Below are 23647 nucleotides of genomic sequence, written 5' to 3' on the forward strand. Positions count from 1 at the left end.
AGAGTACGAGAAAAAGCAGGACCTGACGGGTTTGAGTAGTTGATGGCAAATATCTCTCCTTCATCCAGAGTCAGAAATGATAGATGGCCATTCCTGAATTATTCAGAACGTTGGGCTGTACACTATAAAGATTTGATGAGTATTCAAAAACCATGAGCAGACCATATCGATAGCCATATTGTATCAAAGACAGATCACTTTTCATGAAACTGTTCCCTCTCCTCATAATCCAGACACTAATACTTGCAGGAGTTGTGAACGTATGTGTTGCTGACACTGATTCAACTGATTCATGGATCAGCAAAGGTGAGGCGTTTACAGACCAGGGGCAGTTTGATAATGCCATAGCTGCATTTGACAAGGCTATCGCAATGGCCCCGCAGAACTCAACGATCCTGGTTCTGAAAGGGGTTGCACTACAAAAGTCCGGTCAATATGAGAAGGCTATCCGGGCATATGACCAGGCGATACAACTCAGCCCGGAGAAGGAAGCGGCGTGGCTGAACACAGGGAAGTCACTGTTGAAACTCGAAAAATATGAAGAGGCCGTGAAGGCATTCAGTACAACCATTGAGATCGCTCCTGAAGATGAAGAGGCATGGGTCGGAATGGGTGATGCACTGATCAGCCTGGATAAACCGGGACGGGCAGCAGAGGCCTATGAACAGGCACTTTCCATAGACCAGAAAAATCCAAAGGCCTGGGCTGGCAAAGGGGAAACACTTGCAAAGCAGGGGCAGTATGACGATGCCATTGCTGCGCTTGACAAGGCGACCACAATAAACCCGAATGATGCATATACGTGGAACCGAAAAGGAGAGGTTCTGGCAGCACTGGGAAAACTCAATGAGGCAGCATCTGCATTTGGACAGGCTTCATCCATCAGAGAGGATCCAAAGATTTTGAGTGCCAAAGGTGACGTGTTGCTCAAACTTGGCAGATACAGCGAAGCATATGCAGCATTTGACAAAGCTGCCGGATATGATCCATCCAATGGAGCGGTATGGATCGGAAAAGGTGTGGCACTTGCCGGAACCGGAAAGAAGACCGAGGCAATTGCAGCATTTGAACAGGCGATTGCCAGGGATCCAACTGCTGCAGATGCGTGGTACCAGAAAGGGGTCGTATTATCTGGCATCAACAGGAGTGGTGATGCTCTGGAAGCATATGACCAGGCACTCAGACAGAACCCTGGGAATACTGAAGCATGGATGAAAAAAGGTGAGGTACATGCCAGCCAGGGAGAGAGTGATGACGCTGCAAAGGCATTTGATCAGGCAACAGATATCAATCCCGGTGACATTTCAGCCTGGATCAAAAAGGGAGACGCACTTGTTGAGAGTGGAAAGTACCAGGGAGCAATGACCGCATATTCCACAGCCCTGGATATTGATTCAAAAGATTATGATCTCTGGAAAAAACAAGGAGCAGTTCTCATGCATATGGGTAAGTATGGAGATGCGGTAGTTGCATTCAACCAGTCACTCATCCGGTATCCCGATGACCCATCCCTCTGGATTGCGAAAGGTGACGCATTAAAGAACGTAGGAAAAAATGAGGATGCCATAGAGTCCTATAACCGGGCCATCGCCATTGATCCACAGAACGCTGTCGCATGGAGCAGCAAAGGCGATGCATACAAAGGTCTCCTGAAGTATAACGATGCCCTGCAGGCATACGGACAGGCACTCACGATCAACCCTTCTGATAACGGAACGATAATCTCACGAAACTTTATCGTGAACAGTACAAAAGAAAGAACGATAAAGGGGTAATAACCGGTCCCATACCCTTTCCTTAAAAGTGTTCATCAGAACACGATGAATTCTGTTTCACCCAGGCAACATAGTGATCCATCCAGTTCTGCATAAATGGCCTGCTCCTCTCTCCTATTGTACCGTCTTCTGCAAATAACCCATCCCTGTGCTGGATATACGCTTCAGGCTGGCGAAGTACAGCAACATCGAGGAACGAGAGAACATTCCGAAGATGCTGTTGTGCCATCGAGGTACCGGCAGATCCTATTGAAACACCCAGGATTCCGGCAGGTTTTCCTGTCCAGACATTCTGATCATGAGGTCGGGATCCATGATCGAGTGCGTTCTTGAGTACACCAGGAATTGACCGGTTATATTCAGGAGTTACAAACAGAAGCCCGTCAGCCTTACTGATCTCTGTCTTCATCCTTATCACGGAGGCGGCCTGATTCTCATCATCGTCCTGGTTGTACAAAGGCAGATCTCTGATCTGAATCTGGTTGAAAGAAAACTCTGCTGGTGCCAGTTTTACAATAGCGGTTGCCAGTTTCTGATTAAACGAATCCCTGCGCAGACTTCCTACGATTACACCAATCTGATACGTACTCATGAAACTTCCTACTCTCCTCTTTGCTCTGATCCGACATATTACCCATCATTCAGGATACCCTGAGTCTAACTCATGAACGAAAAGCGACATACCCAGCCACAGAAACAGGATCAGTCAGTATCAAGCCTTATCTGCTCTGAACCCGGGTTCACCGGCTCGATCAATGAAGGATCATCGTTCGCCACCTGGTTAACCCGGGATGAAACCTGATACATCTGTAGTCCGATAGAAGGCGGGATATCCCCCCCGGATAAGTAACCCCGCCGGTCAGAGAGGGAGATTAGAACAGGCATCCGGTTATGAACTTCAGAATAAGGAGGCATAGCCCCGGTTGTAAGTATGACTGCCTCACATCCGGATGAACAATGCCTGAGCAGACCTGCGAGTGCAAACAGCGGATCAGATTTTGATGAGAAGTAATACGGAACACAGCGAACCCTCTCCTGCTTCCATTCGTAATACCCGGATGCCGGGATCAGGCACCGGTGACTCGTGAAAAGTTCCTTCAGGACGGGATGCTCATGGGCAGACTCGACCCTTGTGTTGATGACACGCTTTACCCCTCCGGTATGAAGCCCCCATTCAACCATATGAGAAGAAGATCCGGTGACTGCAAGGATCATCTGGCCAGGTGCAATGTTATATCGTGGTCTGTACTCAGGGGGAACAGATACCCCGAACCGGGTCTCAATATCACCCGGCGAGGCTGCAATACAGAACCGACCACACATTAAGATTCTATTCTCACCTTTGAACTATGATAATCTGCCGCTTGCATGGTTTCTCCTACCCTGCAGATTGAATCGTGTCAAACCGATCTGCAACCTCCTGGTCCGGCAAATTAGGGATACACTTTTACAATACCAGATCCATCATTAGAACATTCGGCCTCCGTTCCCGGTGGATATAGAATGATACCAGACCAATACCGGATTCTCTATGTTGACGACGACGAGGAACTGCTGTCAATAGGAAAATTATTTCTGGAGTTATCCAGTGATTTCTCCGTGGACGTCATATCATCTCCAACAGAAGCACTTAAGGGGATTTTATCAGGTTCCTATCATGCTGTGGTATCAGACTACGAGATGCCAACACTCAATGGCATAGAACTGCTGAGGCAGATCAGAGAGTCTGGAAATAACATTCCATTCATCATATTCACCGGTAGGGGACGGGAAGACGTGGTTATTGAGGCTCTCAACAGCGGAGCAGACTTCTATCTGCAGAAAGGAGGAGAGCCGCGATCTGAGTTTGCCGAGCTGAGCCACAAGATCAGAAGTGCTATCGAGCGGAGAGAGGCGATCGATGCACTCAAAACCTCGCGAAGGCAGTTTTCAGAGATGATATCAGCCCTTCCTGATCCCACCTTTGCTATCGACAGAGACCACCGTGTTATTGCCTGGAACCGTGCTATTGAGCAGTTCACCGGGGTTGCAGCGGCAGATATCATCGGTCTTTCAGGGTATGCCTACTCGGTTCCGTTCACGGGATCGGCAAAACCCATGATCATTGATCTGATCCTTGATGATATCCAGGAAGTTACAGATGAATACCTTGAGTTCAAACGGGAAGGAGACCAGATACTCGCAGAAAACTTCTTTCACCTTCCATTCGGTGAACGTTACCTCCGGATTCATGCCGGTCCGCTTTATTCAAAAAGGATGCAGGTTACAGGAGCCATCGCTACCATCAGGGATATCACCGACCAGTTTCTTTCAGAACTTGAACTGCGCAATTTTGTTGACACATACCAGTACATCGCTGATTACACGGCAGACTGGGAGTACTGGGAGAACCCGGATAAACAGATCATCTACTGCTCGCCGACTGCCCTCACCATAACCGGATACGCCAATACCGAATTTGTACAGAACCATGCTCTCATCTCACAGATCGTCCATCCGGATGATCAGAGAATCTGGCAGAATCACAGGCATGCTCAGAAAGATACACAGGAGAGTGACAGGGTCGAGTTCAGAATAATCACCCGTGATGGAGAGATCAGATGGATCGAACACATCTGTATTCCGGTGCTCGGATCGCATGGAGCTTACATAGGCAGGCGGGTGAGCAACAGGGATATCACCGAGCGAAAACATGCAGAAGAAGCCATACGTGAGAATGAGTCCCGGCTCCGAACTCTGATCAATGCCATGCCTGACATCATCTGTTTCAAGGATGCCCAGGGCAGGTGGATTGAAGCAAATGACTTCGATCTTCAGTTATTCCAGCTCGAAGGTATTGATTATAAGCATAAAACTGACTCTGAACTTGCAGAGTTAAACTCATTTTACCGTGATACGTTCCTGACCTGTGAACGATCTGATGAAGAGGCATGGAAGGCGGGAACTGACGTCAGGGGCATCGAGTTCATCCCATGTCCAGATGGTTCAGACAGGGTTTTCGATATCATCAAGGTGCCAACATTCCATGAAAACGGCAGCAGAAAAGGATTGGTTGTAATAGGAAGGGATATTACAGACCTGTATGAAGCGCAGCAGGCACTGAAAAGGAGTGAGCATGAATTCAGGAACATCTTTGACAATGCTGCACTGGGCATATTCCAGACCACACCAGGGGGTGTAAACCGGGCCCTTAACCCGGCATTTGCCAGGATATTCGGGTATGATTCTCCCAAGCAGATGGTTGAAGAAGTGGTCAGTATTGGTGACCAGGTATATGTGAATCCTGAAGAACGCAGAGAGTTTGTCAGGATTTTACTTGAAACGGGATCAATTGGAGGGTATGAAGTTGAGATGTTCCGCAAGGACAAGACGCGGATATGGATCTCACTCTATGCACGGAAGGTACAGGAAGGTGACGATGTATGGTTTGAGGGCACGATTGAGGACATTACCGCACGAAAGAAAGCGGAACATGAACTGTTCGAGGCTTATGCAAACCTGCAGGCTGCCAATGAGGAACTCATCACAACAGAAGAGGAACTCAAACGGCAGTATAAAACAAACGAGAATAACCTGAAAGATCTGTTAGAAACTCAGTCAAGATTCAGAGATCTCTTCTTCAGCTCTCCAATCGGACATGCCTGGTTTGATCCTGATGGCAGACTTATCGAGATTAACCAGGCCTGTCTTGACATTTTTGGTATCTCCAGCCAGGAAGATGTGAAAGGGTTCTGGCTCTGGTCTGATCCGAATCTGCCTGAGGATATCTGCGTCAGTGTTCAGGCCGGTGAAGTCCGGAGGTTTGAACTCCTGTTTGATTTTGAACTGATCAGGGCAGAAAACCTCTTTGATACCTCAAAATCCGCAGTAATGTACCTTGAGATGGTTATCAGCCCGATACAAAATCTCAAGACCAATGTGAATGATGGATTCCTTGTCCACGTCCAGGATATCACCACTAAAAAGAGTCTTGAAAAGACTCTGATAGACAGGATTGTTGCTCTGACTCAGCCATTAAATGAGCCATCATCAGTTCAGTTTTCAGACCTCTTCAACATCGATCAACTCCAGCAGCTGCAGGATGCCTTTGCTGAGGCGACACAGGTTGCATCGCTGATCACACTTCCTGACGGCTCATGGGTAACACAGCCAAGTAACTTCTGCCGGCTCTGCAACGATATCATCAGAAAGACCGAAAAAGGGAAAGTGAACTGCACATATTCAGATCAGTGTATCGGCAGGTTTCACCCATCCGGGCCCCTTATCCAGCCCTGCCTGAGCGGAGGATTGTGGGATGCAGCAGCAAACATCACGATTGGAGGAAACCATATCGCTAGCTGGTTTATCGGCCAGGTTAAGAACGAAGATATTGATGAAGAAAAAATTCTTGCCTATGCAGATGAGATCGGTGCAGACAGGACACAGTTCAGGGAGGCACTTGCCGAGGTTCCAAAGATGTCAAGGGAGCAGTTTGAAAAGGTTGTTTCCATCCTCTCTCTGTTTGCGAATGAACTCTCATCCAGGGCTTACCAGAACGTGCAGCAGGCCAGATTCATCAGTGAGCGACAGCGTGCAGAGTCTGCACTCAAGAGGGCCAACGAGCAGATCAACCTGCTCGCAAGCATCACCCGCCATGATATCAGAAACAAACTAACTGCTATGATCGCGTACCTTGTCCTGATCAAGGAGAATCCACACGCACCTGAATGCATTACCTACATCGAAAAGATTGAGCAGATAACCAATACCATCAGGAGCCAGATCGAGTTCACCAGGGTATACCAGGATCTCGGATCTCATGAGCCGGTATGGCAGAAAGTCAATGATATTCTTCCGTACCAGGAGATACCACAGGAAATAATCTTCGAAACGAACGTGGTAGATCTGGAGATCTACGCAGATCCGATGCTTGCAAAGGTCTTTCAGACCCTGCTTGACAACTCGATCAGGCATGGGGAGAGGGTAACTGCTATCACTGTATCATACAACCTGAAACCAGCAGGATGCAGAGTGATCTGGGAGGATAACGGGGCAGGTATTGCTGAAGATGAAAAGTCTTCAGTCTTTGAGAGAGGATTTGGAAAAAATACTGGACTTGGCCTCTTTCTTGCAAAAGAGATCCTTACCATTACCGGGATAGGTATTCATGAAACAGGGACACCGGGAGAAGGGGCACGGTTTGAGATACTTGTACCACCTGAAATGTTCAGGGTCCGTGATCAGCAGTAATAGAATCGAGAGAATGTACTACGATCTGATCTGAAATCCGGCTTTTTTCACGATATCACACATCTTCTGATCCCAGACTGCATCATCAGGTTCATGGAGTTCACGAACACACGTATCCCATATCTCCCGGAGATACGGACTCTCTGCATGGAGATGCCTGCTCTGCATCACTCGTCCTGCCCGGTTGCCTGATTCATCGAGAAAGAGAAACCGCCAGCATCCATACTCCTGACAGATCTCCGGTCTTGTCAGATGAACGGTGCAGTAGTAGAGCCCGCCCTGATTATTTCTCCTGAAGAACGGACAGGCTTCGGGACGTTCGGAGAAAATGGCATGGTCATCGTAAAGATGACGCAATAGAGGTGAGACAGTGACCACATGCTTCTGTCCGGTATACTGGTTCTCAATCTGGAATGTGTACTGATCGAGGGGTTTTATAATGTGAAAGACCTGCCCCAGGTAACTGCAGCATTCACCGCACTGCTGACACTCAAATGAAATATTTCTGTCCTCCCTGCATGAAGATGAAGAGTGAATATACCCGGTGAAGTGAGATAATTTTTCCTGTGACGACCATAACCGGGGCCTGGGATCTCGCATGAGCTCAGAAGAGAAGAAAGTATATGTAAAATACTCTTTACATATTGTATGGTGACACCTGGAAGAACCTTCCAGATGAGCCAGCACACCAGTATCTCCATGAAAGATTTTGCATGCAGGAAGGAATAGCGGTCTAAATAACGAACTGGAGGTTATCAAAAAACAATCAGTGAACCAGGAGACATGAAACTAGATCCATCCATCCCTATAGCGGGAAATAGGTGAAACGGGAAACACTTGTAAATACCTCTCTCCTCCGTTTCACTTTCCAGAAATCATACACAGACTTTTCCAGATTATTGGAACGTTTGTCTCCGAACGGTATGGTCTTAAGCATACGAAAGGGAACAGGTAACACACACCATTTGAATGAGTGTTGTGCACCATACTCAAAACATGACGCAGGCCATACTGACAGGTGACAAACCATGACAACAGGATCACCTTCAGGAACCTGGGGTAGTCTGATAAACATCTCCCGGGAGTCAGAATCGATCGGATGGGACAAGGCTGGCTCCGTTACAATTCAGATCAGGGAACGAACGATTCTCATCAAAAGGCCAAACGGTCCCCGGCAATATGCCTAGCCTGAATTCAGGCAGCCGCTCTTTTGTAGATCAGCAGATTGATCGTAAGTTATCCGTTTTGATTGGTCCAAAACAATCAGTATGACGGATATTCATATGTATGAAACAAGTGCAGATCGGTTGTATGAAATGGAGTCTTGCGATCTCACTCCTCCTCTTCTGGTACATTATAATTCCGGGTATCTCTGACACCAACCTTCCGGAAACGGGATATATCAGTGTCATCTCTTCGCCTTCCGGAGCAACTGTCCTGTTCGACGGAACAGAATCAGGAGTAACCCCGGTCATACTCACGATTCCGAATGCCAACACGCCTCCACATATCATTACACTTCAGAAAACAGGTTTTCAGGACTGGACCACAACCGTTACCCAAAACCCGGAGCCAGGGACTGCTGAAACGATCTCTGCGACTCTCACTGATGGAACAGGCTCCGGAACCATCCAGGTGACATCTGATCCGGCTGGAGCAACCGTGACCTGTGACGGGACAGATACCCGGACAACCCCGCATACGTACCAGGAGGTGTCACCGGGCAGACACGAAATCGCTATCTCTCTGGATGGATACCTCCCTTACTTTACAACCATTTCTGTAGCTTCAGGGGCAGAATCAGTTGTTTCAGCTGCACTCACCCAAGAGAAAACCAAAACCACAGGATCACTATCTGTCTCTTCTGATCCGACCGGGGCGACTGTTACCCTTGACAGGACACAGACAAAGAAAACCCCCTGTACCTACACAAATCTCCAGCCGGGAACCTACTCGGTTGAGATAAAGAAAGCCGGATATACATCATACACAAAAACAATTTCAGTCACATCAGGTGCTGAGTCAGAGATCTCTGCATCGCTCAGTCCTGTGAGTAACACCGGTTCCCTGACTGTCAATTCTGATCCATCAGGAGCAAGTGTCTACCTCAACGGAGTGTACCGGGGGATCTCTCCGGTTCACATTGAAACAATTGATGCGGGGATATATACAATAAAGGCTGAAAAATCTTCATACAACACCGGGACCGAGATCATCAATCTGATTGCAGGACAGGAGAATAGTGTCCAGTTATCACTCTCACTAAAAATGCCAGATCGGCCGTTCAACAATCAGATGAACAGAGTACCGTTCGGAATTCCATTCGGTGGGGAAATTCCGATGACAGGTGGTCCGGGCATGCCTCCCGGACCCTGATCATCCCCCATTGATGGGTGTATTTCTGAACTGTTCTTCCGTTGATCGCTGATTGTGATTTTCTGCCATGCAAATAATCCTGTTTATTGTTTCCTGGGAGGTCTATTCCTGAGAACCTGAAGAGATACCAGGTCTCCTGTACAGTTTGATCACCTTTACATCATGAACAAAGACTTCCAGGCCTTGTTTCCAATTCTGTTCTGCAACAACCCGAAAGGAAATACACAATGGAGGGGTCTTATGGGTGTGATAGGTACCCTTCCACGGATTAGATACGCTTAAACATCTTCCCAGATAACCCATCTCCGAATTATTATGACAGGAAAGATCACGCTCGGACCAATGCCATACATGAGTGTCATGCCTGCCGTTCTTGTCGGCAGTAATGTCAAGGGAAAACCAAACTACATGACTGCAGCCTGGGCGACCGTAGCCTCTATGGCACCACCCATGGTCTGTGTCGCCATCAACAAGGTCAGGTATACGGCTCAGGGCATTGAAGAGAATAAGACCTTCAGCCTGAATGTTACGTCCTCAAACCAGGTGATTGAGACCGACTACTGCGGGATAACTTCAGGATCAAACAAGGACAAGTCAGGTGTCTTCACCTCCTTTTATGGAAAACTCGGGACAGCACCACTGGCACAAGAATGCCCGGTTAACATCGAGTGTAAACTCTTCAGCTCGGTCGATTGCGGAAGTCACCTGCTGTACATCGGAGAAGTCATTGAGATACATGCAGACGAGAACTCTGTAACAGATGGAAAACCTGATATCAGAAAGATCAACCCGATAGTGTACGCTCAGGCAACGTACTTTGATGTAGGAGCAGAAACCGGGAAGGCTTTTTCAGACGGAAAGAAATTCCAGCAATAAGTACAGCGGCTTGGTAATGAGGAGGGTGAACCGGGAATTACCCGATCACTCCAACTTATACATTCTGAACCGATGCAAGGGGAACCTGGGGAATAAACCTGACCACGTCCGGAAGATCAATCCCTAATGCTTCGTGGAGAACCTCTTCGATACTTTCAACCGTGACAAAGGTCAGTTCCTTTCTGACATCATCTGGTATCTCTTCAATATCACGCTCGTTCTCTTTCGGCAGGATAACCTTAGTGATCCCTGCCCGGTGAGCAGCAAGAACTTTCTCCTTGATCCCGCCAACCGGAAGAACCGCTCCGCTCAAGGTTATCTCCCCGGTCATTGCCAGTTTCGGATCCACTGTCTTCCCGGTGATGAGCGAGACAAGGGAAGTAAACAGGGTAACACCTGCCGATGGCCCGTCCTTTGGTGTCGCTCCTGACGGGACATGGATGTGGATATCGCTGATCATGAAGTCAAACCGGTTCGCAGAGCTCGCAAACCGTGACCTGATCAGGCTCATGGAAATATTTGCAGACTCTTTCATGACATCGCCGAGCTGACCGGTGAGCGTGAGTTTGCCAGTACCTGGCATGAACGTTCCCTCGATAAAGAGGATCTCCCCACCTACAGGAGTCCAGGCAAGACCCGTTGCAACTCCGGGAGTGAGCCGGTTTCTGGCAGCCTCATGTCTGAAGACCTCCTTACCAAGTATCTCTCCGATCATATCTGCCGAGACCACAAACGGCAGAACGGCTTTTCCTGATACAATCTTTTCAGAGACATAACGGGCAATCCGGTCAAGCTGTTTCTTCAGACCACGGACACCTGCTTCACGGGTATACTTCTCGATGACGAGCGAGAGGGCATCATCCCCGACCTGTAATTTTCCTTCATCAAGCCCGTGCTCTTCCATTGTTTTGGGAAGCAGATGCTTCCTGGCGATCGCAAACACCTCGTGTCGTGTGTAACTTGAGATCTCGATCAGTTCCATCCGGTCAAGCAGGGGTCCTGGTATTGAAGAGAGCGAGTTCGCCGTAGCAATGAAGAGAACGTCAGAGAGATCATACGGGACCTCAAGGTAATGATCAGAGAAACTGTTGTTCTGCTCAGGATCGAGCACCTCGAGCAGGGCACTTGAAGGATCTCCGGAGTATGATGCACTTAGCTTATCAATTTCATCAAGTACAAATACCGGATTTTTTGTTCCTGCTCGTCTCATTCCCTGTATGATCCTCCCGGGAAGTGCCCCGACATATGTCCTGCGGTGACCGCGAATCTCTGCCTCATCCTTTACACCACCAAGACTTGCACGAACATATTTGCGACCCAGGGCTTCAGCGATGCTTTTGCCAAGACTCGTCTTTCCTGTCCCCGGAGGACCTGCAAAGAGGAGGATCGAACCCTGCTTGTCATTCTTCAGTTTCATGACAGCTAGGTGCTGAACGATCCGCTCCTTGACCTTCTCAAGCCCGTAATGGTTGCTCTCAAGAACCTGTCTGGTCGTCTCAATGTCAATTTCAGATCTCTCGCCAGTGACCCATGGCAGATCGACCAGAAGATCAAGATAATTTCTGATGACAGGTGCTTCGTGGTTATGTGGTCCACCGATTTCTAGTTTCTTCACCTCTGCGAGGGCTTTCTTCTTCACCTCTTCAGGCATCAGTGATTGTTCTATCTTCTCCCGGTACCCTGTGTCACCAGGACCATTTCCTTCGATCTCGTTCAACTCATCCTGAATTACTCTCAACTGTTCACGGAGCATCGCTTCACGGTTGGTTTTGATTACTTTTTCTGATACCTTCTGGGTGACCTCGACCCTGATATCGATCTGCTCTTTGACCCTGAGCAACAGATCCAGAAATGCTTCAGCCCGTTCCTTTTCTGATGATATCTCCAGGAGTGCCTGTTTCTCTTCGAGTGAGACCGGAACATACGGCATGGTGAACCCGATCACAGCATCGATGGATGTCATCTTGTCTACCGGTCTGGTAAACTGATCAGAACCCTGGAAATGTATGCTGATTGAATGGATAATCTCTTTAATCTCTCCAAGTATCCCATCATGCTCGCCGGTGCTGAGATCAGACACATCATCAACCGGGACCCAGGTTGCGTATAATCGGCCATCACGCTCGGAGATGCTGTCAGCCCTGATCTTTCTGAGTGCATGGATGCATACGAGATACCCCTCTTCAGCAGGCTGGATAAAGGATATTTCCAGAAGATTGCCGATGGGATATACAGTAGACGCGGATATTTCAGACTGGGTTGTTCCGGCCCTGACTGCCAGACCGATCGGAGCGCTGTCATTCCGGCTCATCTCCTGCAGGAGAAGACCTCCGGTCTCCTTGTCAACAACGATCTTTGTCCGTGTTTTGGGAAACACAACAATCTCATAGAGAGGCAGAATGAAATGCTCCTGCTTTGCTGGTGATTGTGTGAATTCAGTGGTACTCATGTGAACCTTTAGTTTTACTTGACCTAACTAATTCTTCTGATAAAATTTTTTACCGTACTTTTCGCAGGATCTCTATCAGAACTTCTATCTCATGATCGTCGAGCGATTCAGCGAGTCGTTCAACAACCTGCTGTAGGGCTTTCTGTTCAGCACGGGCGATCTTCTCGCCTGTTCCGGTCAGACGGATATAATGTATCCTCCCATCGTAGGGACAGGGCTGCCTGTACACGCAACCCATATGATCTAACTTACGAATCATCTCCGTGATAGTCGGCTTTGAGTTGCGGGTGATCTCTGCAAGCCTGCTGAAGGTGATCTCATCGCTTGTGTCTATCACCTTCAGATAGTTGATCTGTTTCACCGTGATGTCCGAGAGCTCACAGGCAGAGAAGATACTACAAGAACATTCTTGTTTCAGTCTGATCAGAGTATCAAAGACCTCGAAGAGATGTTCTTTCTGGTCTGTCATGGATCCGTATTAGTTAGTTAGGGCTCTCCAAACTATAAAGGTTGTCCATGAGGCAGTAATTGTCATCAGATATCTGGGAGAGAATAAGAAGGATATAGCACGACTCATTCCTCAAAATGAATTCCCATCAGACAGTCAAAATTACTGATGAAAATCCCAATACGCAACCAAACAGCACTTACTTCAGGTATGAGAACGACCCAGATTGTCTATTCAATACACAATGGATAACCAACCCTGTTCTTGTCTGTCTCAAGATTCATAATTTATAAGAGCAAATAATAGGATGTGATGGACAACCATGACTGAGTGTTTTGTTGGTCCGAAAGGACATTACATCCAAGAAACGAGATACTGACGAACTGAGATCTATTTTTGATTCTGTACCTTACCGAATCCTGACCTTTTCACTGGGATATCAATTCTCTCCAGCACAGAGTACACGGGATCACCTTCAGGTCTTTCGATCAGACCCACATTCAGGGGGATGGACTCTGTGAAGACAGGAGCAAAGATCCTCCTCGAATCACTTGTATCCCAGGGGGTTGAGACGATATTCGGATATCCCGGAGCCTCTGTGCTTCCGATCTATGATGAACTTCCGGATTCCGGGATCAGGCACATCCTTGTCAGACATGAACAAGCTGCAGCCCATGCAGCTGATGGGTATGCCAGGGCAGGAGGAGGAGCAGGGATCTGCCTTGCAACATCCGGACCAGGAGCCTGTAACCTGGTCACCGGCATAGCCACTGCGTACATGGATTCGATACCAGTGGTTGCGATAACCGGGCAGGTTCCCACAACCCAGATTGGAAATCAATCCTTTCAGGAGGCAAATATCACTGAAATCACAAGACCGGTCACCAAACAGAACTACCTGGTGAAAAAAACCGCAGATCTTGCAGAGACAGTGAGTGATGCATTCAGGGTTGCAATGACAGGACGGCCCGGCCCCGTGCTTATCGACATTCCCAGGGACGTTTCAACAGGCATGGCACCTGAACAGAAACAAGTGAGGTTGGCACCGGACATCAACCAGGAGAAACAGATCGATTCAAAGACCAGAACACTGTGCATCAGAGCAGCCGGGTTGATCACAACTGCTGAAAATCCGATAATCCTGGCAGGTGGAGGAGTTATCGGGAGCCAGGCATCAAGGGAGATTCTCACTCTTGCCGAGCGGTTCGGGATACCTGTTACAACGACCTTACTCGGCATCGGAGCAGTTCCTTCGGATCATCCCCTCAATCTGGGTATGATAGGGATGCATGGGACAGTCGCAGCAAATCATGCGATACATGCCTGCGACCTGCTGATCGCCGTTGGTACCAGATTTTCGGATCGGAGTTGCGGGACAGGAGGACTCTTTGCACCACGAGCAACAGTCATCCAGATCGACATAGATCCAAGTGAAGTTGGTAAAAACCGTGCTGTTGATCTCCCTCTCGTGGGCGATGCAAAGATTATCCTCCATGAAATTTTCAGGAATATCAGTGGTTCATGCACAACCACTACATGGAGGGATCAGATCAGAATCTGGAAACACCAGACTGACCTGCCTTTTCTGCCAGAGAGTAGTGCTCTGTACCCACAACAGATCATCAGTACCCTCGCTTCGGTTCTGGAAGGAAACGGGATCATCGTGTCTGAAGTAGGGCAGAATCAGATGTGGACCGCTCAGTACTATAAATTTGCAAAGCCACGATCATTCCTCACATCAGGAGGCATGGGAACGATGGGATTCGGACTACCGGCTGCCATGGGAGCCTCGTTTGCATGTCCGGATCAGCAGATCTGCACTATCGCAGGGGATGGATCCTTACAGATGAACATTCAGGAGTTAGCCACCCTGGCTGAATACAGAATCCCTGTTAAGATCCTGGTTTTAAATAATCAGTACCTTGGAATGGTGAGGCAATGGCAGGAACTCTTCTATGATCGACGGTACTCATTCACAGAACTCCCATCAGTTGAGTTCACGAAGATTGCTGCTGCATACGGGATTGACGGGGTCAGAGTTGAAAGTCCGGATGAAGTCCGTCCGGCAATCAACGACGCACTTGCGACGAATGGACCATTCCTCATAGACTTCAGGATAGAACGTGAAGAGAACGTCTTTCCAATGTTGCCTGCAGGGGCTAAGGCAACCGAGATGCTTTTGAAAAATCCCGGTTGATCCTATCAGAAGATAGGTGATAGATACAACCCTGTCTTTTTGCATGAAAAAGTCCTTTTCACCGGTACTACCTAGGGCCCCCAACGGGACACCGTTGGGGTTTTTATTCTGAATGCACAGGTATTGTATGCATATTAATCCGAGATCCCTGATGATACCCGGAGTTTTTGGTGGAATATCTCTGCTTATCTTGAGTTTTGTTGCTGATGGCCTTACCCAGTTTGTTGCACCATACAGCATCTTTGAGGTTCCGGGAATGCGGAGTATCTCTGATCCGGTTATGATGCTGTACTTCCTGTACCCGTTTGTATTCTCATTCATATCCGCCGGTATCTGGCAGATCATTCGTGGATCGCTCTCGGTAGACCAGAAGGCGGCCTCATGGCAGTTTGCAGGGATCCTGTTTGTACTTGTCATCATCCCGAACATCTGGGTGGTATTCACTTCAATGTCCTATCCGGCAGGGTTCTATATCTCAAATATCCTTTCAGGAATTATCGGATACCCGTGTATCGGGTACCTGAATGCACGATACAACAGGGAATGCTGAAAATATTCACTCATTTCTCTTGTGTTGCCTGTGATGCTTTTGCAGGCAGAGAGGATCTTCTCACTTGCAACTCACAACCGGTCAAGTGATCTTGATCAATTCATCAATTCACGAGATCTGTGTAAGTATCAGATCACCGTTAACAGGATCCTCTTCAGCGGGTTCAATGGACCCCGGAATTAGCACGCGAAGTGATCAGGAAAAGTATCGCTAAAAAAAATTATTACCGGTGGCTGTAATATGCCACGATCTGCTGACCGGTCTCATCGATCCTGGTGAAACCTACCCGCTCGAACTGAACCATCCTGCCTTTCCAGGTCGAGACCTCGGGTTCGCAGACACCGTTCATATCCCCGTCAGCTTTTCTGATCAGGCATGGAGTTCCGTATCCTGACGGGAGCCACTGGATGATCGGGGCCTTTGCTTCACGGGCCTGCTGGAGTTCATCGCCGGCATACGTCGCACTATATGAACTCCCGTCTTTGCTGACAGAGATGTTGAAGAGGTCCTTGAGCCTGATCATCGATGCACCGGACTCAAGCTCTGCCCGGGGAACCACGAGCTTTCCGGTGAACGGGATCTCACGGAATCCCCTGGCATCATCACCGGGGTACCGCATCGCCTTTGCGGTCATTGGGTGGGCACCATCTATGGTAAGTTCAACGGGATCTGCAACAAAGAAGAACCGGTCAGCCTTCGCATCAACGATATCCTTGTTTTTTGCGTAGAGGTTCTCCCAGGAGAACTGGATGTCGGTCTCACCAATACCGATCTCAACAACTGCATTCCGCACAGCTTCCGGCTCAATACCACGACGAGCCATTGCCCGAAGGGTCCCGAGATGAACATCGTCCCATCCGGTATACTCACCAGCAACGATCCCCTGCCTCATCTGGGATGTGGAAAGGACAACTCCTTCAATTCCCATTCTGCCATAGTGGCGGTACACCGGCTGCTTCCAGTCCATGTAATCGAAGATGAACTTCTGGCGGCCGGTGTTGGCGATATGATCCTTGCCCCTGATCACATGCGTCATACCGAGGAGATGATCATCGACTGCAACCGAGAGATTCATCAGTGGATACACGATTGCATCGACCCGCTGATGCGGAACCGAGGTCAACACCCTGAAGAGCGGAAAATCCCTCATAGCAGGATCAGGATGATTGAGATCTGTCCTGAGCCTGACTGAAATCTCACCTTCTGCAAACTTCCCCTCAAGCATCTGGTCGAAGAGTTCTCCGGCTTCTTCAACGGTCTGTGACCGGCAGGGGCAGGCTGCCTTGTGCATCTTGAGGTTCTTGAACTCTTCGTTATCACAGTTGCAGACGTAGGCTGCTCCTTTCTCGATCAGTTTTCTGCCTACATCGTAGTAGAGCGGGAACCGGTCTGACTGGTAGATCGTCTCAGTGATATTGAGTCCCATCCACTTGATGTCCTCTGGGACCATCTGGTATGCATCGGTATCGACCCGTTTTGGATCAGTATCTTCGATACGAAGGATGTACTTCCCGCCATACCTTTTGAGATACTCATCATTGAGAAACGCTGCCCTTGCATGCCCGAGATGGAGAGGTCCGGAGGGGTTCGGTGCAAACCGCATCACTACTCCGCCTTCTGCATTCGGAAGGTCAGGGAGCGTGTGCTTCTTCTTCTCCTTCTTTTCAGACAGGGCTGCATGGAGATCCGGTGCAATCTCCTCGAGTTTCATCTCCTGTTCTTCGTGCGAGAGAGAAGCAACCTCGGCGATAACTTCACCGAGAAGAGCCTTGATCTCGCCGGATCGTGAACGAAGCTCGGGATGACCGCCCATCACAGCCCCCATCACCGCACCTGCTGCCGGTACGCTCTTGTGCTTTACTGCATTCTGCAGTGCTGCACCGAGGAGAATGGACTTCAGATCGTCCAATTCAGTACCCCCGCTGGACAAAGAAGTAGGCAAGGTCGGAGAGGAGTTGGCGTTCTGGACAGTCACGAAGTACCGAGAGTCCATTGATGGCGTCACGGACCATTGAGTCGGCTGTCTCCTGAACTTCTGCGATAACACCCTTCTCCTGGAGAAGAGCAATGAGTGAATTGATCTCAGCAGGGTCAAGTTTCCTGCGGTACGGGGAGAGGTCAACCCCCTTCTCACGGGCTGTTATAGCGATGATCGTCTGCTTTCCTTCCCTGATATCCGATGCCTGGTCCTTTCCTGACTGCTCGGGAGGAGCCATCAGATCGATGATATCGTCCTGGATCTGAAACGCTGCACCGATGCTGCATCCGTATGTATAGAGAGAATCAACCTGCGGCTTTGATGCACCGGCGAGCAACGCTCCCATTGCCGCTGCTGCTCCATAGAGCACACCGGTCTTCTTGGTGACCATATCAAGGTACTCATCCCGGGTCACATCCTGTCTTGTCTCAAAGGTCATGTCAAGTTGCTGTCCCTCGCAGATCTCGACACATGTCTTTGCAAGAAGTGCAGACGCTTCAACTTTTGCAGCATCAGGAGCTATAGCATCGGCAACAAGACAGAACGAACGTGCAAAGAGCACATCTCCGGCAAGGATAGCTGCAGGTTCTCCCCATATGGTATGGACCGTTGGCTTTCCCCTGCGGGTTGCATCCCCGTCCATGATGTCATCATGGATGAGCGTGAAGTTGTGGGTAACTTCAAGAGCCAGCCCTGCAGGAAGGATTCCTGCAGAGCTGCCGGAGCGGATGGTGTCTGCTGCCAGTTTGAAGAGCGCAGGCCGCAGCCGTTTTCCACCCGCAAAGAGCAGGTGGTTTGATGCCTTTGATAATTCGGTTCCGGGATTGCCGTAGTATTGGTCAAGCAGTGTGTTGACCTCGGTTGCAGTTTTTCGCAGATACGTCTCCAGATCCATAAGTTTCACCGTTCAGGCCAGTCTCTGCCGCTGGCCGTTTGCCATCAGGAAGAAGTCTTTGTTTAAGGTGTACCCACAATCAGTAGCGAGATTCAGGTACTCGGAGGTAAGATTCACACCTCCGTGTGCAGCGATAACGAACTGAGGGTTAAGCATGGTAAGGAACTCGTAATGATCCTCACAATATGCATGCCCTGATACGTGAAGGTCGTCAAAGAGACGGCCACCCTGCTGACTGAGCATCGTAAACATCCGGTACCGCTGGGCACGGTTCATATCATTCGGAATCAGTTGGGCACTGATCATGATCTTATCACCCTTCTCGATCCGGTACGGGGTGTCCTTCTGTGCTATCCTGGTCAGGATAGAACCGGGCTCACCCTGGTGACCGGTCACGATAGGCACATACTCGTCCCTTGGACCCTTGATGACCCGGCGAAGTGTCCGTTCCACAACCCTGCGGTTGCCAAAGATGCTGGTGGTATCAGGGAACCGAACGTACTTCATCTGTTCTGCAGTGCTGCAGTAGCGTTCCATTGACCTGCCAAGGAGCAGGGGTTTCCTTCCGATCTCATGGGCACATTCAGCGATGGTCTTGACCCTCGCGATATGGGATGCGAAGGTGCTGACAATGAGGGCGTTCTTGTCATCCTCGTAGCTTGTCATCACATCACGGACCATGCTCTTCGCAAGCTGCTCGCTCGGGCACCTGCCTTTCCTGTTCACGTTAGTGGACTCGGTAATGAGGCAGAGCACTCCTTCTTTGCCGATCTTGCGGAACTTTGCAAAGTCCGGCGGTTCGCCGAGGACCGGGTTTCTGTCAAGTTTGAAGTCGAGAGCATACACAATAGCCCCTTTCGGGGTGTACAGCACGACTGTTGCGGTATCAATGATACTGTGCTGGGTCCGCACGAGCTCGAGCGAGAGTGTATTTGAGATCGTGTACCGCTGCGAGTATTTGAGCGGGTAGAGTTTGTTGTTTACTCCGAACTTCTTCTCACCCTCGATCTGCTGTCTGACGAGTTCTATCGTGTATGGTGTCCCGATGATCGGGGCATTATATCGGTGTGCCAGTTTCGGCACAGCCCCGAGGTGATCCAGGTGACCGTGTGAGAGAACGATCGCTTTGACCGTCCCCTCGATCTGGTTCATTACCGTATCATCAGGGATGACACCCATCTCGATCAGGTCGAGCGAATGAGTATTCTCCATCTCGATTTCAGGGTGCATCATCAGGGAGTCAAGCCTGATCCCCATATCAATAATGACTATTTCCTTGCCGCAGCGGATGGCGGTCATATTTCGGCCAAATTCATTATAGCCACCCACTGCAAGGACTTCAATGTCCAAGTTATATCCTCCTGTAAATTATTGTTGCTGTATCAGTTGCGCTGTCGGACCGGTAACGTACCATCTGGTATCGGGCATCTCTGACACCCGGGTATGCCCGGTCAGGAAGAGGGCGATCCGAAGTTGCTGCTGGATCGTCTCTATCGTCTCTGACAGGGCTTCTATTCCATCGCATGCCGGTTTAAGCAGGGGAAGAGCCATTCCGCCGAGGCTGGCACCAAGAACCAGGGCTTTTGCAATATCAATCCCTGTTCTGATCCCACCGCTGGCAATCACCGGGCCGCCACATCTGACAGCCTCAGTGACGCTCACCGCGGTGGGGATGCCCCACTCTTTAAAGAGCAGGCCGAGATCCGAGAGCCGTTGATCTCCACCCGCTTCCCCTTTCCCTGCTCTGTAACTCTCTATCGCCGCCCATGATGATCCGCCATATCCGCCAACATCGATGCAGGAAGCACCTGCTCCATAGCAGAGCCGTGCAATCTCCTCTGAGAACCCGCACCCGGTCTCTTTCACAATGACCGGGACTTTGAACTCCCTGCACAATTCCCGCAGTGCATCAAGGCAGCCGGTTGCATCATGATCTCCTTCAGGCTGGGTTGCCTCCTGGAGAAAATTCAGATGGATGGCAAGAGCGTCTGCATCTATCATCTCAACCGCGGTTTCTGCCCATTCGATCCCATGATCCCTGAGTTGTACGATACCGAGATTGCCGACGATGAATGCGTCTGGGGCAGTTTCCCTGACGATAGAGAATGTTTCGGCGAGAGTATGATCTTCAATTGCCGCCCGCTGCGATCCTACCCCTATCCCTAGGCCGTATTTCTGGGCGGCCTGTGCAAGTACCTCATTCACCCTGGTAGTTTCAGGATGACCGCCTGTCATTGCTGAGATAAAGAGCGGGGATCCGAACCGGTGTCCGAAGAGATCGGTCGATAGGTCCAGTGTATCCATATCTGAATCAGGAAGGGCATTGTGAACGAGCCTGATATCTTCAAACCCGGTGCTTCCTGATTCAATATCTTCTTCAAGGCAGATTCGAAGGTGATCCAGTTTCCGCGAGGATGTGAACTTTCTCCGGTTCATGCATCCTCCGGCAGGATACGTGTCCCGCCATGATCCTTCCCGGCGAGAAACGCTTCGAACTGCGAGATATGGAACATTTCAGACCTGATCCCGTGATCGGCAAGAGCGAGAAGTTCGGCTATCTTTCCTTCCATTCCCCCGGTCACATCAATATGACCCGAGTTGCCGATGGTAACCTGGTGCACCGTTGATCGGCGCAGCTCCCTCACAACTGATCCATCGCTCTCGAGAAGACCCGGTACATCGGTCGCGAGACCGACACGGTCCATTCGAAGCCCTTCTGCAAGGACCCGGATCAGCTGATCACCGGAAACAATACAGGCACCCCTTTTACGATCCATCACAACGTCACCGTGAATGACAGGAACCAGGCCAAGGCTGATCATCCGGTCCATGTGACCAAAGATCGGATCCACGAGTTTTCCATCAGATGCCTCGCACCCATGGAGTGGATGAATCGGAACTGCCTCAATACCGTTGCTCCTGAGAGCTTCTACTACAGCGGTGTTGAGTTCCCTGACCGCCTGGTGTGTCTCAAAGATGCCTTTCCGGTTCTCCCTCGTCACACCTTCCTGGATATGGTAGGCTTTCGCCTGCGGATGGCCGAATGAACCTGCACCATGCACAATCAAGAGTGGCATGTCAGGGTACAGTGCAAGGCTCTTTGCAATAGCAGCGAGGGCATCATATCTGATAACGCCTGCAGAGCCGGCTGACTTCTCAGTTATCACGCTCCCGCCGAGCTTGAGTATCGTTCGATTACGCATCCTTTTCTTTCCGGAGTCCTTCTGTGTCAAGGCAGGTGATAAGCGCCCGTCCATCAGTAACCTCCAGTGCCCCGGCGATCCGGGCCTTGAGGTTCTTGGGTGCCAGTGCAACCATACAGCCACCGCCTCCTGCCCCGGTTATCTTTGCACCATACGCACCGGTTGCCCGGGCTGCAAGCACCAGTTTGGAGAGCTGGGGATGGCCCACCCCGAGCACGTCGAGGAGAGCATGATTCATATCCATGAGACGGCCGAGATATTGCGGCTCGTCGAGATGTTTCATTGCATCGAGCGTAAGTGCCTCGATAGCATCCATTACCGGTTCGCAGATCGTGGGATACTTCCCTTTCAGATCGGCAACCTTCTCGACCATTCTCGCGGTCGAATGCGTTACCTGGCTGTTTCCAACAACCAGGTGATAGTTCTGGGGTGCCAGCCGCTTGCGGGTTCCTTCCTTGATAAGGAACATGCCGCCATACGTTGACACGGTGGTATCAGTCGGGCTTGCCCTGCCTTTCTGCACCCGCTTCTCGATCTTATAGGCCTGTTCAGCGATCTGATCGCGGGTTTTACCAAGTCCGAACTCATCATTGATGGCAGCCATCGTTGCCACTGTCACAGCTGCCGATGAGCCGAGTCCTGAAGAACTGGGGAGTTGTGAGTTTATATAGACACTCCCTTTCACGTTCAGTTCCTTGAAACACTGATCGATGTACGGTGATTTTGCATGGTGGGCATGACTGGTCTTCCTGACAGTCACATAGACACGTGGACGGATCGCAAGTGCAATGCCCGGTTTTCCATATACCACCGCATGTTCACCAAAGAGAAACACCTTTCCGGGTGCACTCCAGGTTGCCAATCAGTTCACCGCCAGTGCCGCATATCCGACTACCTGCTGAAAGTCCCCGCTTGCCTCTCCGCTGGTAGTATATGAGATGAGATCGCACCGGGTGGCGCCCTGCGGTCTGAGAGCCTCGACCATTGCCCCGATCGGGCCATACCCGCAGGCGGTTACCCTGTGTTGTTGTATTCGATTATAGAATTCCTGCACGTTCAGATCCTTCAGTGCTTCAATGACAAATAGATCGTCTTTTTGTGCCTTATCTGCAGCAACATAATGCGAAAAGTCACTGGAGGCAACAATCCGCACTTCTTTGTCATAATCACGAACTGCGCTGATTATATGCCCTGACACCATGCCGATCTCCCGCATTGTCTGAGGGCCCATCATGATGGCAACGATCGCCGCGTCAGGGAACCGGTATCTGATGAACGGAACCTGAACCTCAAGAGAGTTCTCATTTCCGAACGTCATTGCCTGTTCATCAACCGGAAGCCCTATCCTGGAGACAAGATCGGTGTCTGTCCTGACCGGACCGATCGGGGTATCCCAGGGTATGCCGGAGACACAGGTTGGAAATCCACGGTGGCTGGGGCCAATCAGGATAAATGTCCCATCAAATCCCTCCCTGATTGCACTAAATGCATGGGCAGAGGTCTGACCAGAATAGATATAGCCGGCATGAGGGGATGCAACTCCCTTTGCATCCCCACCGGTACGAGTAGACCTGAAGAACGCGTCCAGCATGTGAGTCAGCTGAACCGGGTCAGCCGGGTAGAACATCCCGGCCACGCCACAACGCCTGATCATCATGGGACTGTGTGTTG

Annotated in this window: 19 protein-coding genes; 7 read left to right on the top strand and 12 right to left on the bottom strand. The window is 49.9% G+C overall.

All coding sequences use genetic code 11. The features are described 5' to 3' along the window. Positions 1–203 precede the first annotated feature (203 nt). A complete protein-coding gene (locus ACHZA2_RS03150; protein WP_319578510.1) occupies positions 204–1775 on the top strand; it encodes a tetratricopeptide repeat protein in 1572 nt (523 codons plus the stop codon). A gap of 22 nt (positions 1776–1797) precedes the next feature. Here ACHZA2_RS03150 and ACHZA2_RS03155 read toward each other — a convergent pair whose 3' ends face one another. Both ACHZA2_RS03155 and ACHZA2_RS03160 read right to left on the bottom strand, forming a co-directional pair. Beyond that, positions 1798–2367, bottom strand: a complete 570-nt coding sequence (locus ACHZA2_RS03155; RefSeq protein ID WP_319578511.1) for an NADPH-dependent FMN reductase — start codon at positions 2365–2367, stop codon at positions 1798–1800. 110 nt (positions 2368–2477) lie between these two features. After that, positions 2478–3098, bottom strand: coding sequence for an SOS response-associated peptidase (locus tag ACHZA2_RS03160; RefSeq protein WP_319578512.1), 621 nt, complete (start codon positions 3096–3098; stop codon positions 2478–2480). A 180-nt stretch (positions 3099–3278) separates the two neighbouring features. Between ACHZA2_RS03160 and ACHZA2_RS03165 the strand changes: the two genes are divergently transcribed. Next, a complete protein-coding gene (locus ACHZA2_RS03165; RefSeq protein WP_319578513.1) occupies positions 3279–7004 on the top strand; it encodes a PAS domain S-box protein in 3726 nt (1241 codons plus the stop codon). Positions 7005–7022: 18 nt separating this feature from the next. On the opposite strand, the gene ACHZA2_RS03170 is transcribed toward ACHZA2_RS03165, so the two are convergent. After that, entirely contained in the window at positions 7023–7604 is a 582-nt protein-coding gene (locus tag ACHZA2_RS03170) for a YkgJ family cysteine cluster protein (RefSeq protein WP_319578514.1), read from the bottom strand. A gap of 428 nt (positions 7605–8032) precedes the next feature. On the opposite strand from ACHZA2_RS03170, the gene ACHZA2_RS03175 reads away from it, so the two are divergent. From ACHZA2_RS03175 to ACHZA2_RS03185, 3 genes are all read left to right on the top strand, one after another. After that, the gene (locus tag ACHZA2_RS03175) at positions 8033–8191 is read left to right on the top strand and encodes a hypothetical protein (RefSeq protein WP_319578515.1); all 159 of its coding nucleotides are present in this window, start codon (positions 8033–8035) and stop codon (positions 8189–8191) included. Positions 8192–8291: 100 nt separating this feature from the next. Beyond that, positions 8292–9380 (top strand): PEGA domain-containing protein, encoded by a 1089-nt coding sequence (locus ACHZA2_RS03180; RefSeq protein WP_319578516.1) that lies wholly within the window; start codon positions 8292–8294, stop codon positions 9378–9380. A 315-nt stretch (positions 9381–9695) separates the two neighbouring features. Then, complete coding sequence (locus ACHZA2_RS03185) at positions 9696–10256, top strand: flavin reductase family protein (RefSeq protein WP_319578517.1); 561 nt, start codon at positions 9696–9698, stop codon at positions 10254–10256. 55 nt (positions 10257–10311) lie between these two features. On the opposite strand, the gene lon is transcribed toward ACHZA2_RS03185, so the two are convergent. Both lon and ACHZA2_RS03195 read right to left on the bottom strand, forming a co-directional pair. Then, the gene (gene lon / locus ACHZA2_RS03190; RefSeq protein ID WP_319578518.1) at positions 10312–12705 is read right to left on the bottom strand and encodes an endopeptidase La; all 2394 of its coding nucleotides are present in this window, start codon (positions 12703–12705) and stop codon (positions 10312–10314) included. A 49-nt stretch (positions 12706–12754) separates the two neighbouring features. Next, positions 12755–13174 carry a MarR family winged helix-turn-helix transcriptional regulator gene (locus ACHZA2_RS03195; RefSeq protein ID WP_319578519.1) on the bottom strand — a complete coding sequence of 140 codons (420 nt, stop codon included), beginning with the start codon at positions 13172–13174 and terminating at the stop codon, positions 12755–12757. Positions 13175–13670: 496 nt separating this feature from the next. On the opposite strand from ACHZA2_RS03195, the gene ilvB reads away from it, so the two are divergent. Together ilvB and ACHZA2_RS03205 are read left to right on the top strand one after the other, a co-directional pair. Beyond that, positions 13671–15350 (top strand): biosynthetic-type acetolactate synthase large subunit, encoded by a 1680-nt coding sequence (gene ilvB / locus ACHZA2_RS03200; RefSeq protein ID WP_319580932.1) that lies wholly within the window; start codon positions 13671–13673, stop codon positions 15348–15350. 127 nt (positions 15351–15477) lie between these two features. Next, positions 15478–15900, top strand: a complete 423-nt coding sequence (locus tag ACHZA2_RS03205) for a hypothetical protein (protein WP_319578520.1) — start codon at positions 15478–15480, stop codon at positions 15898–15900. A gap of 223 nt (positions 15901–16123) precedes the next feature. Here the strand turns inward: ACHZA2_RS03205 and ACHZA2_RS03210 are convergent, their stop codons facing one another. Genes ACHZA2_RS03210 through amrB form a run of 7 tightly spaced genes read right to left on the bottom strand, consistent with a single transcriptional unit; the run spans position 16124 to position 23633 of the window. Beyond that, positions 16124–17809: a glutamate--tRNA ligase gene (locus tag ACHZA2_RS03210; RefSeq protein WP_319578521.1), complete on the bottom strand. Its 1686-nt coding sequence runs from the start codon at positions 17807–17809 to the stop codon at positions 16124–16126. A gap of 1 nt (position 17810) precedes the next feature. Further along, on the bottom strand, positions 17811–18773 hold the full coding sequence (locus ACHZA2_RS03215; protein ID WP_319578522.1) for a polyprenyl synthetase family protein: 963 nt from the start codon (positions 18771–18773) through the stop codon (positions 17811–17813). Between the two features lie 12 nt (positions 18774–18785). Continuing rightward, positions 18786–20123 carry an RNase J family beta-CASP ribonuclease gene (locus ACHZA2_RS03220; protein WP_319578523.1) on the bottom strand — a complete coding sequence of 446 codons (1338 nt, stop codon included), beginning with the start codon at positions 20121–20123 and terminating at the stop codon, positions 18786–18788. An 18-nt stretch (positions 20124–20141) separates the two neighbouring features. Then, positions 20142–21209, bottom strand: coding sequence for a type 2 isopentenyl-diphosphate Delta-isomerase (gene fni / locus ACHZA2_RS03225; protein ID WP_319578524.1), 1068 nt, complete (start codon positions 21207–21209; stop codon positions 20142–20144). After that, positions 21206–22030: an isopentenyl phosphate kinase gene (locus ACHZA2_RS03230; RefSeq protein ID WP_319578525.1), complete on the bottom strand. Its 825-nt coding sequence runs from the start codon at positions 22028–22030 to the stop codon at positions 21206–21208. The genes fni and ACHZA2_RS03230 overlap by 4 nt, the downstream gene beginning before the upstream one ends. Then, on the bottom strand, positions 21969–22838 hold the full coding sequence (gene mvk, locus ACHZA2_RS03235; RefSeq protein ID WP_319540220.1) for a mevalonate kinase: 870 nt from the start codon (positions 22836–22838) through the stop codon (positions 21969–21971). Before mvk ends, ACHZA2_RS03230 begins: the two co-directional genes overlap by 62 nt. Further along, on the bottom strand, positions 22839–23633 hold the full coding sequence (gene amrB, locus ACHZA2_RS03240) for an AmmeMemoRadiSam system protein B (RefSeq protein WP_319578526.1): 795 nt from the start codon (positions 23631–23633) through the stop codon (positions 22839–22841). Positions 23634–23647: the final 14 nt, after the last annotated feature.

The organism is uncultured Methanospirillum sp., assembly GCF_963668415.2.
GTDB lineage: Archaea > Halobacteriota > Methanomicrobia > Methanomicrobiales > Methanospirillaceae > Methanospirillum.